Origin of the sequence: Acinetobacter sp. V2 (genome assembly GCF_001188385.1) — a bacterium.
Taxonomy (GTDB): Bacteria; Pseudomonadota; Gammaproteobacteria; order Pseudomonadales; family Moraxellaceae; genus Acinetobacter; species Acinetobacter oleivorans.
On record NZ_JZFB01000001.1, the window covers coordinates 604,531 to 615,134 of the forward strand.

At 29.3% G+C, this 10,604-nt stretch carries 11 protein-coding genes and 1 pseudogene; 10 read left to right on the forward strand and 2 right to left on the reverse strand.

The window, feature by feature from the left end:
- A partial coding sequence (locus tag UC75_RS02815) for a right-handed parallel beta-helix repeat-containing protein (RefSeq protein ID WP_212771760.1) occupies window positions 1–998 on the reverse strand: 998 nt, incomplete at its 3' end.
- 1,206 nt (window positions 999–2,204) lie between these two features.
- Here UC75_RS02815 and UC75_RS02820 point away from each other — a divergent pair.
- The 3 genes from UC75_RS02820 to UC75_RS02835 all read left to right on the forward strand — a co-directional run bounded on the left by UC75_RS02820 (window position 2,205) and on the right by UC75_RS02835 (window position 4,759).
- Window positions 2,205–2,609 (forward strand): J517_1871 family lipoprotein, encoded by a 405-nt coding sequence (locus tag UC75_RS02820; protein WP_049836603.1) that lies wholly within the window; start codon window positions 2,205–2,207, stop codon window positions 2,607–2,609.
- 711 nt (window positions 2,610–3,320) lie between these two features.
- On the forward strand, window positions 3,321–3,980 hold the full coding sequence (locus tag UC75_RS02830; protein ID WP_049836605.1) for a YajG family lipoprotein: 660 nt from the start codon (window positions 3,321–3,323) through the stop codon (window positions 3,978–3,980).
- Window positions 3,981–4,420: 440 nt separating this feature from the next.
- On the forward strand, window positions 4,421–4,759 hold the full coding sequence (locus UC75_RS02835) for a hypothetical protein (RefSeq protein WP_049836606.1): 339 nt from the start codon (window positions 4,421–4,423) through the stop codon (window positions 4,757–4,759).
- A 179-nt stretch (window positions 4,760–4,938) separates the two neighbouring features.
- Here the strand turns inward: UC75_RS02835 and UC75_RS02840 are convergent, their stop codons facing one another.
- The gene (locus UC75_RS02840; RefSeq protein WP_049836607.1) at window positions 4,939–5,202 is read right to left on the reverse strand and encodes a hypothetical protein; all 264 of its coding nucleotides are present in this window, start codon (window positions 5,200–5,202) and stop codon (window positions 4,939–4,941) included.
- 230 nt (window positions 5,203–5,432) lie between these two features.
- Between UC75_RS02840 and UC75_RS02845 the strand changes: the two genes are divergently transcribed.
- From UC75_RS02845 to UC75_RS19910, 7 genes and pseudogenes are all read left to right on the forward strand, one after another.
- Window positions 5,433–5,876, forward strand: a complete 444-nt coding sequence (locus tag UC75_RS02845; RefSeq protein WP_212771761.1) for a BLUF domain-containing protein — start codon at window positions 5,433–5,435, stop codon at window positions 5,874–5,876.
- A 697-nt stretch (window positions 5,877–6,573) separates the two neighbouring features.
- Window positions 6,574–7,386: a hypothetical protein gene (locus UC75_RS02850; RefSeq protein ID WP_049836609.1), complete on the forward strand. Its 813-nt coding sequence runs from the start codon at window positions 6,574–6,576 to the stop codon at window positions 7,384–7,386.
- Entirely contained in the window at window positions 7,373–8,080 is a 708-nt protein-coding gene (locus UC75_RS02855; RefSeq protein ID WP_049836610.1) for a class I SAM-dependent methyltransferase, read from the forward strand. The genes UC75_RS02850 and UC75_RS02855 overlap by 14 nt, the downstream gene beginning before the upstream one ends.
- Window positions 8,081–8,149: 69 nt before the next feature.
- The gene (locus tag UC75_RS02860) at window positions 8,150–8,374 is read left to right on the forward strand and encodes a hypothetical protein (RefSeq protein ID WP_049836611.1); all 225 of its coding nucleotides are present in this window, start codon (window positions 8,150–8,152) and stop codon (window positions 8,372–8,374) included.
- A 146-nt stretch (window positions 8,375–8,520) separates the two neighbouring features.
- Entirely contained in the window at window positions 8,521–9,042 is a 522-nt protein-coding gene (locus UC75_RS02865; RefSeq protein WP_049836612.1) for an SH3 domain-containing protein, read from the forward strand.
- A 287-nt stretch (window positions 9,043–9,329) separates the two neighbouring features.
- Window positions 9,330–9,746, forward strand: a complete 417-nt coding sequence (locus tag UC75_RS02870; RefSeq protein ID WP_049836613.1) for a hypothetical protein — start codon at window positions 9,330–9,332, stop codon at window positions 9,744–9,746.
- A gap of 466 nt (window positions 9,747–10,212) precedes the next feature.
- Window positions 10,213–10,604, forward strand: a pseudogene (locus tag UC75_RS19910) (GntP family permease); the annotation flags it as partial.

Consider the following 10,604-nt stretch of genomic DNA (forward strand, 5'->3'; position numbering starts at 1 on the left):
TTATTTTTAATTTTTATGTTCTGATTTTTTGTATAATCTGTGCAAAATTTACTTGATTTGAAATTATTCTTTTTATCTTGAGTTATATTGTCTAAATTAATAACTAAATTATTGTTTATAACATTTGTGAAGCAATAGTTTGAATGGCGACTATTCAAATAATCAGAATTGGAAACATTAATACTACCAGATATAATAGGCTTGTTTATTCCATTTATAATTAAACCAAAATAAGATCCATTATCCTCATGATTGTTTAAATTAATTTTAACTTTTTTTGAGGTATTGTTGTATTTAGTTAATGAAATCTGCATTCCATTACCTTTGTTGTTCATAGTTCTTATATTAGTAAAGTTTAAATTATCTAAAAAAGCCTTATTATCATTTGGCTCTATATCAATTCCATTGGCAGGAGATGTCCCTTTTGTATTAGATATTACTAGATCATTGGCATAAAGATTTTTTGCTGAAACAATGGTTAAACCTTGTCTTCGGTTATCATCCATTTTTACATTTTTTAAGGTAATCTGATTATTTGGATTTCCTCTATAATTTGTTCCAAGATAAATAGCATCACCCCACATCTGGTTAATATTTATATTCGAAATATTAACATTTTGAGAATCTTTAATATCAATTCCCATTCCCCATTCCCCAGATTTTTTTAAATGGGAGTATTTGTCACCTATTAATGTTCCACCAGAAATAGTCACATTTTTTACATCGTGGATTTTAAAAAATTGATAGCTTTTTTCAGCATTAGGTATGGCTATTAACTTAGTCTGTGGATCCAATTTTAATGTAGTATCACTTTTGAGAACTACTGACTTAATGGTATCAATTTTATAGATACCTGCAGGAATACTTACTATTCCATCTTTCATAATGTCTTTATTCAATTGATCAGTAATATCCGTATTCTGCTCATAAGTATCAGCAAAAGATGAAGTATTAACCGCAATAAGAAAAAAAGCCATTTTTTTTAAAATCTTATACATTGCAAAATACTAATGTTCTATCTAGAGGAATGCATAGTATTCTAAAATTTTAGAAGAAATATTAAAAATCGATAGGGAAATTGTAAAAAATATTATTTCGTGAAGTGTAGTAGAAATTAGACTATTTAGATCGTCCGCTTTACTTTAGAGTGGTGCATGCATCAGATGGGCCAGCATAGCCCAGAATGATGTTTGAACATAGTTCTAATAATTTTGTAGAGGGAGATGGACTTCTTTTCCAGCTCTTTTTATTTATTGATGGCATGTATACTGTTAGCAACTCAGAAATGTGTTGTAAAGCTGATTTTTAGAGCCGCATCAAGTTTAGTTGGTAGTTTCCATCATTGTGAAATGGAAACTACATGAATAGGGCTATCGCATTTAGGATTGGGCTCGCGTCTGACGCTTCTTAAATTTTATTGCGAAACAAGAAAGCAAAAAAATTGTTAAATTCATCGATCAATATTACTAATCAATCTATTTATTATTTTATAAACTATTACTCAAACAAAAATATTGATTTATATTTAGTTTCTAAAAGTTATACTTAATTTTAAACCTAATATTATCTTAAAAATATAGATAATGTTATTATAATTAATAAACTTATTAATACTTCAGATATCTTTGTTTAGAAATTTATTTTTGATGTTGGAAATTTACAAGTCAACCTAAGTGTTACTTCGCAAATATACAACTATATTTTTCTTAAAGAAAATAATTATTCTGGCATCATAAATAGTGATTTTATTAACGTATTAGACGCAACCAAAAAATCAGATGAAAAGGTTATCTAGTACCTCTAAGTACGGCGAGGGTCAATAATATTATAAAAGTACTTGCTGATAGAACGGTCAGGTTAAGTATTTTGCAAATCAAAACAGTAAACAAGTTGATTATATAATTAATGGTACCAACTATGGCTATCTAAAGCGTGTTATGGCAACAAATTAAGAGATATCAGCTTTACCGTTGTAATTTGCCAAAACTTTTTTGCTAAATCTAATCTAATTTGAAAACTTTGGCACTTCAATTCATTACGGATAATTCAAATTTTTTTTAATTATCTTGCTGGGCTAAGGATATGTGTGAGGTAGCTTTATAAAAAGTAAATTGAATTAATTAATTTTTCCATCAATCACCTTTTTGTGGTTTTTTATTTTCTGAACTGTTAAATTTTACTCACAATTAAAATGGATAATTATCATGCAAAAGATAATTGCATTAAGCTTAGTTTTTTTAATAAGTAGCTGTGTAAGTCCAACCGTTCATATGATGGCTAATAATAAATTTAACGAAGAGCAGCCTTCCATGCCTCTAGTCTCAGGCATATGGACGATTTCGATCGGTCCAAGCATATCAACCATAAAACTAGAAGCAGATGGCAATGGAATACTTTGTGACGATACGAGTGGACAGGTTGTATTCAACAAAATTAAGTATGCAAATAATATGATCTACATTCAAAATGGTATGGCCCTACAAGTTAAGATTCTGAACAAAGATATAATTGAAGCTAGAACAATTTTAAGTGCCTCTAATTCAAATATGCTCTACAAAGCTGATAATGACTTAAAGGTAGCTTCATTAAAGTGTGTAAAAGAATTATAGATACTACTTTCCGTATCTATAATTATATTTTCTCCTCTCTTAGATTGAACTTCATCTAAATTTCCTATCATCTTAATATTCTCTTTATTTTTATAGAGTTATTAATATATGATTGTTTTTTTTAATATCTTTAAAATAAAATATTTTTTTCTATTGTTTCTCTATGCTGTTAGGGGTATGCACCGTAGGTATGATAATTGCTTTTAATGCAAGCTATATTTTTAACATAATGAATCCTTTTTTCATAGCGTTATTTGGAATAGTGGCGCTGACTACTTCAGATTATATTTTCACTGCTAAAGCAACTGAAAATAAGTATAAAAATGCTCTTTATATCTCAATCATTCTTTCACTTATACTGACGATATTTTCTGTAAGGAAAAATAACGATATTACTAGCATCTTTTCTAGCTTTATTGCTTTAGTAATAACATTCCAATTGGGTTCTCTTATTCATTATTTAATTCACTGTACTAAAAAAACAGTTGTTTAATTTTTACCATCTTTCATAAAATTCAAGATTTAATTAACTACGTCTTATTTTATAAATTGGATGTAGCCTATGTAGCAGAGCCTTTGTCGATAGAACTTCAGTATGGAGTAGCTCTGTTAGCTCATTATTAATTAGGATTAGCTGAGTATTTCTTTGTGTGACATTTAGTAAATAATTTGTTAAGTTATGTGAACTTTATAACAAACGGTTAAAAACTCATGATGAAAATATTAGCTACAAGTTTAATTGCTTTAAGTTTAGTTGGGTGTGCAACATCAAGGGGCTTAATTGAAATACCTCAAGGTCAAAAACTAAATCAATCCCAAAATATAGTTGCACAAGGCAAATCGATTATAGTGAAGGTTGAGGATGATCGAAAATTTCAAGATAAGCCTGCATCAGCTGATATTCCATCTTTAAAAGGTGAGCAATCTAATGCAACAGCAGAAGAAAAAGCCCGAGCTGTTGCTCGTAAAAGAAATGGATATGGAAAGGCTTTAGGGGATATACTTTTAAAGGATGAAACTGTATCGCATTTGGTTGATAAACGTGTTTCTGATGCATTGCAGCAGTCGGGATATAAGGTTCTTACCAATAACCCCACTAATGAAGCAAATGCTGATCTGATACTTAATATTAAAATTAATAAATTTTGGTCGTGGTTCCAGCCTGGATTTGCCTCAATCAAAATCAATTCTGAAATTGATACCGAAATTTTAGATGCCAAACACCCTAATCGCCCACCATTTAAAATCTATAGTAAGGTAACTAGATCTGCGCAAGTAGCGAACGAGTCGAAGTGGGTAGAGAATATTGACAAGGTGCTCAATGACTATCAGGAGAAGTTGATTGTTGAGCTTTCTAAACAAAGTCAGTAGTTTTCATTAAAATCTTGGAAATATATTAAAATTGTAAAAGCATCTTAGGGTGCTTTTTTACATCTCATTGTTGTTGATTCTCCAGTTGCATTACCATTACCAGCTTTATAAAAGGTAATTAATTCTTCCAAATAGTTTTTGTAATAAATTGTGGTAGATTATTAACAATTAAGGTTTTGACAATATTTTCGTGTAGCATTTTGGAATTAAAAAAATAAAATCTCAAAGGTGAAATGAAATGAATAAGATAACCCTAGTTTTGCTAGCCGCTCTTCTTTTTTGTATTTTAGCTAACTATGAAAGTTTCAACTTATTAAAGCTTCATGAAACTGCCAGTAGTGAAATTAACAAAACTCTTCCTAAAAACTAATCTACCTAATGATGTTTTTTTTATATCTTAAGCTCTTAAATTTTAATTATTAATAATAAAGGGTAATTTCATGAGGAAAACTTTAATTGGAGCTTTATTCTTGACGTTTGGAGCCTCGGTAAGTGCAGCATCAAAAATTGAAAAAGAGGAAACAAAAAAATTCTCAACTATGAAGCAATGTATTGAATGGTTAGATTCTAAATATCCAAATAGTAAATGGCATAAAGATGGAGGTACATCTTGGAGTTTAGAAAATGATAATTCAAATTTTTTATCTGGGATTACTCATGTGCCTAGTGAAGAAAATAAAAAGCTGATACATCCGATTGCGATTTATTGCAAATTAAAAGAAACAAGTGCAGATGGGGTCTTCTATGAAGGAAAATATATTGTCATAGAGGCTATTTAGTCTAAAAATTTAATTGAAAAAAACCACTCAATGAGTGGTTTTTCCATAACTGAAAAAATTCAATAAGCTCATTACCAAAAAATAATTTCTATATGATTGGCTTGCTAATCCAGTAATGATTTAAAAACTTTAAGGAGTGACCATTTCCTAGGCTTTTATCTTATTCGTACAGCTATATGTTATGACGGCCTGACTTGAGTTTTCTTTGTCAAAATCTTGATAATTTTAAAAACTTGATTATCTAGCTTTATCTTTTGATGAACAGTTGCATTGTCGAGCTGATCCCACAACTCAAATGGGAAAAACTCTGAACTATGATCAAATACCCATAACCATTGATAACTATTGTTAAGCGTATTTACATCAAAACGCACATCCTGAACTTTGACAATCTTAAGTTGTTTATGATGTTCGTCTTGAAGAATAATTTCATGGTTCTCCATTAGACATCCACAAATTAAAGACAATTCTTGATTTTACTAAAAATAATATTTTCTAGTTAGTTTGTTAAGTTGAGATTAATTTACAAAAGATTTCTGGTTGTTAAAGTTTGTCATTTTCAAAATGATAATAATCTTTACTCTTGAAATACAAGGTTTTAAATAGGTCAGGTTGTAAGCGTGGTATGTAGCTGTCAAAATGCCAAACTGACATCTATCTTCGAGTTATCGCTATGAGTTTAATAGGCTTTATGTATGCAAGTAAAACCAATAGTGAACATAGTCAAGTAAAGCAAGATTTAATTGATATCCTCACAGAAGCAGTCAAATTCAACTCTTATAATGATATTACGGGAGTACTTTACTATGGTAATGGGTATTTCTTGCAGTATTTAGAGGGCGAGAAAGAGCAAGTTGAATTGCTGTTCTATAATTCAATTTTGAAGGATTCGCGACATCAGAACTGTGAAATTATCTTTTCAGAACCGTCCGAGCAGCGGTTATTTAAGCATTGGAATATGAAATTTGCGCCTATAAATACGAAAATAAAAGATTTCTTTTTTCATCATCATGTCGATGAGTTTAACCCGTATTTGCTTAACACTACATCAATTCCATCTTTTATTGAATTGCTTGTAGATCAACCAAATCTTAAAGCTGATCAATATCAAATTTAATCAACGACATGATCTGAATAAAAGTAGTTTTCTACTTAAAAATATGAGCCCTCTAAAGAGGGCTTTTGTTCAGTCTGTTAGTAAGGGGATTCGGCTTAGCCGTGAAGTTGATCGAAATATAGCTATTCGATTGAAAAGGTTACAACTGATGATATAAGTCGAGCTTATACAATATAAGTAACCAGTAAAAAAGATGTCCAATTCAGCATCTATGCTGAGTTAAAGATCAATAATCCTGTGCAGACAGTACTTCTAAATTTTTATACTGCTGCTATGATAGATCCTATTAAAATCAATTTGATCAGCTCAGATTTACCATCTACTTTCATATGGTTACGATCAACTCCATATTACATTCGTGTCACTGGAAGTGATGTATGAGAAAACACAGTCTGGAATGCAGATCGGATTACTCCGATTATGTCTGAGGGTTAATTTAAAATATTTAATTAATACTTAATCAAGTGCTAATTAAATTTCATTTTTTATAATCTATAAAACTGCAAATTAAGTGCAGTAAAATTTTATCATATAATAAATTAAATTTTAATTTTATTTGTTGCTATGATATTTCTTTTGCCTATAATAAATATTAATTAAGTATAACTTTAAATTGTCAATAAAATAGGATTTTAGGTAGTCTTTAATATTTTATATGTAGAATTTTTAATAATTTCAAGTGTTTGGAGAGTTAGATTTGAAGAATATTGTTCATGAAAAAAAAGGAATATTAAATCCAAAAAATAAAATTAAAATATTTGGAATAAATGTTATTCCACTCCAAGTAATATTTGGGGTGATAAGAGAGAAACGAAGCGTTGAATTTATTTGGGGTGTGTACTGTTTTGTAAGATACAAAGCGAAAAAGTCACTTAACTATAAAAAAAAATTACATGAAGTAGAATTTTTAAATTTTAAAATACTAAAAATTGACGGTGAAGAAATTGTTTCAAGAAGTTGGGCCTATAATAGTGATTCAATTGTTTATGTGGAATATGGACAACCTGGGGCAAGAATAATATTAAAAAAAAATCAAATGCTAAAAATTTATGATCCATATAAGAATGACAATAGAATTTATCATATACACAATATTATAAACACCTCTAAAGATAAATATCTTATTTCTACAGGTGATAGTAGTAAATACTTAGATGAGTTTATAATTAATGAAAATGAGTGTAGGTTGCTAAAAAGACATTTGAAGTACTTAGGTGGTTTTACTGCTTCGTTAGCAATTAATGGTTGTATATTAATGGGTACAGACTTCTCTGGTAGGCCGAATTATATTTTTAACTTCGAAACTAGAGAAAAATATTTTTTACCGAAAGAGGCCTGGCTTGAATATGTTATTGATATACGCGAGAAAAGTTCAAACTATATTGAAATCATCACTAAAAGGTTGAGTAAATCAAGAGGACATAAATTAGTTTTTAATATACCTTCTAAATCTTTTGTTTCTGTATCTGAAATTACAGTTGTGGAGGGATTTCTTTATGAAACCATTTAATATAGATGAAAAATGGGTATATAAAAATGTTATATATTGGACAGATGAGATTTTAATTAATTTATCATATTTGAATTATTTTTATAACAAAGAGACTGGGGTGATATTAGATATTGGTGGTGGATATGCACCTTTTTCTAAGATTACCAATTTAACAAATTATACATATATCTTAGTAGACCCCAATAATTATAAATTAAATCTAGCACCAAATAATATTATAAAAATAAAAGGCTATGCAGAAAATATTCCTGTTGATAATGAGTCTGTTGATATAATTTTGACATCTTCATGTCTACAATATATAGATCAAAATGTATTCTTTTTTGAATGTCAGAGAATACTTAAAGAAGGTGGAATTATAGCAATACATGAAAATGGATCCTACAATCCACTTATAATAATTGCACGTATTATTCAGCGCTTTATTGGGTTGTTTAATAAACAACATTGGGAATATAGGAATACAATATTAGAATATTATAAATTTAGAGAAATAGAGGGTTTTGAAATTTTAAGGTATAGTCAGACTGGTTTTATTACACCAATTTTCCTTTATATGCAAATATTAAATTTTAAGTACCCTAAGTCACTCTTCAATTTCATTACTTCCATAGATAACTATTTATTGAAAAAAATCCCATTTTTAAAAAAAATGACTTTTTTGAATTCTGTTATATATCGTAAAATATGATTTTATACATTTTACATATACTCAAAATGAAAAGTATTGTACAGATTAAGAAGGTATGCATTTACATTTATGCATGTTAGGCAAGATGGTATACCTCTTGATGATCTACTTGAATATATAGAAGCTGAAAAGAGTTTTTATAATAAGAAAGAAGCGAATAGGATTGCTAAACTGGCATATGAATGGCTAATTCCAGAAACTTATGATGAAAATGAACTTCCTCCGATTCTTAAGTTTGGTGACAGTATCGAAAATGCATGCTTAGGAAAAGAGACAACAAATGAAGAAGAGTAATCACTTTCTAAAGTATTTTGAAAATAGTTAAACTGCCTTAAGGCGGTTTAATATTTATTACTATTAGACTATTGGTTATATAGGCTGATTTTTATTTTTAATTACACTCTGTTACAGTAAGAAAAATATAAAATAAAAGGTAAAACATGAAAAAAACTACTTTAGGCTGGGGGGCTGCAGGAATAATTGTTTTAGGAATTTTTGGTTCTGGAAATGACAATACCTCAAAAAACAATTCAAGCTCAGGGGAAGCACAAAGCTCAGTTGAAGAGATTGTAGAGTCAAAATATATCAATACCAATACACTTAATATTAGAGATAAGCCTAATGGTAGTGTTGTAGCAAAACTTGGGCGTGGTGCAAAAGTTGATATTTATGAGAAAAAAGGAAACTGGGTACGTATTTCTCTAAATTCATCATCACCTCAATGGATCTCCGAGAAACTTTTATGTGAAACAGCAGACTGTTTTAAACAAAAGACTAGAAAGACTAAGTCCAATAATTATCAGGCTTTAAAATCGCAACCGCATCATTCAGTAAAAAAGCAGTCTCAAAAATACTATGATAGTGATTGTTCTTGCGCTGTAGTTGATTATTGTGTGGGACCAAGAGGTGGGCACTATTGTATTACGAGTGGAGGAAATAAGAGATATAAGCCAAGGTATTAACAAATTTAAATTTATTTAAACCTTCTTTTTTGAAGGTGGTAAAGATTTGAAGAAGTAGTGGCTTATAAGAGTTAGATAATTTAGTTTTAGACGAATTCCGAAAAAAAGCCAAATTCTTTCCTCTGATGATTAACGGTAAACCTTATCCTATTAGTAATACTACAAAATTAACACTAACTAAGTTTGTACTCTCACTACTAAAATATCTTTAAGTTTTAAGACACCTTTGGGTGGTTTTTCGTTTTCTGAACTGTTAAATTTTACTCATTATTAAAATGGATAATTTCATGAAAAACATTATTTTTTTAGGACTAGTTCTCAGCTTAATTGGGTGTTCAACAGCTCCAGTTACTTCAAATACAGCCAAGCCAGTACCTAATGAGAGAATATACAATCGGAACTATCTGAAGAAACACACTCCTGAACAAGCAAAAGTTACTTTTTTAAGAGATAAAGGTTTTTTAGGGTCTGGCTGTAGTCATGATATGTATGTTAATAACGAGAAAGTATTCACAATTCGTTCAAATGAAATAGCTACAATTTATCTTGAACCTAAATATTATATTTTTAGATTAGAAACAGGCGGTGGAATGTGCCCAAATATTGCCACTTCTCAAGAAACTGAAGTCAAACCAAGCTCGGAGATAGAATATCGAATTTTACTTCCATCTGACTTTAATTTAAGACTAACTCGAATGAAATAAAAGCGTAAGAGCTTGTATCTAAGGCAGTCGAGTAACATTAAATTTTAATTGAACCCACTCGTCATTAAGTGGGTTTTTTATTACTTATAAAAGATTACTGATCTTGGCTAAGAAAATATTCACCAAATTAATTTAAAAAATATATTATTTAATTGTGTTTATTAAATAATATAGAGATATTAATTTAATTTACTCAATAATTAATAAGTTTTATTAAAAAATAAAGGCTTTAAAATAGTGGTATTTTACCAATTAAAGAATATAAAACATTGTATTTTCTTGGTATTTTAAAATTTAAATAAATTGCATTGTTTTTAAATATTTTAGTGATATTTTATTTTTAAGCTCATTTACCTATTACCACATATGGATATTGTGATTTTTGTCATTTTAGGTTTGGGATAACCTAAATATCTTTTGGTAATTTTATTGAACCTAATATCTATTCTTTAGGGAGAAGGAATATATGTGGGAATTATTTGTAATTCTACTTTCACTTGGGCTGTTGATGTATACAGCTTACAAGGGCTTTTCTGTCATTCTTATGGCACCAATTTGTGCCTTACTTGCAGTTTTACTCATTAATCCAGCCAATGTTTTACCGTTTTATTCGGGTGTTTTTATGCCCAAAATGGTGAACTTTATTAAAGATTACTTTCTTGTGTTTTTGCTTGGGGCAATTTTCGGTAAAGTTGTTGAAATGTCAGGAATTGCTGAGTCTATTGCTAGAACCATTGTAAGATGGATTGGGGCGAAAAAGGCAATTTTAACCGTTGTACTTTTAGGTGCAATTTTGACCTACAGTGGAGTAAGTTTATTTGTTGCTGTATTCGCAATTTATCCATTTGCAAACCAGCT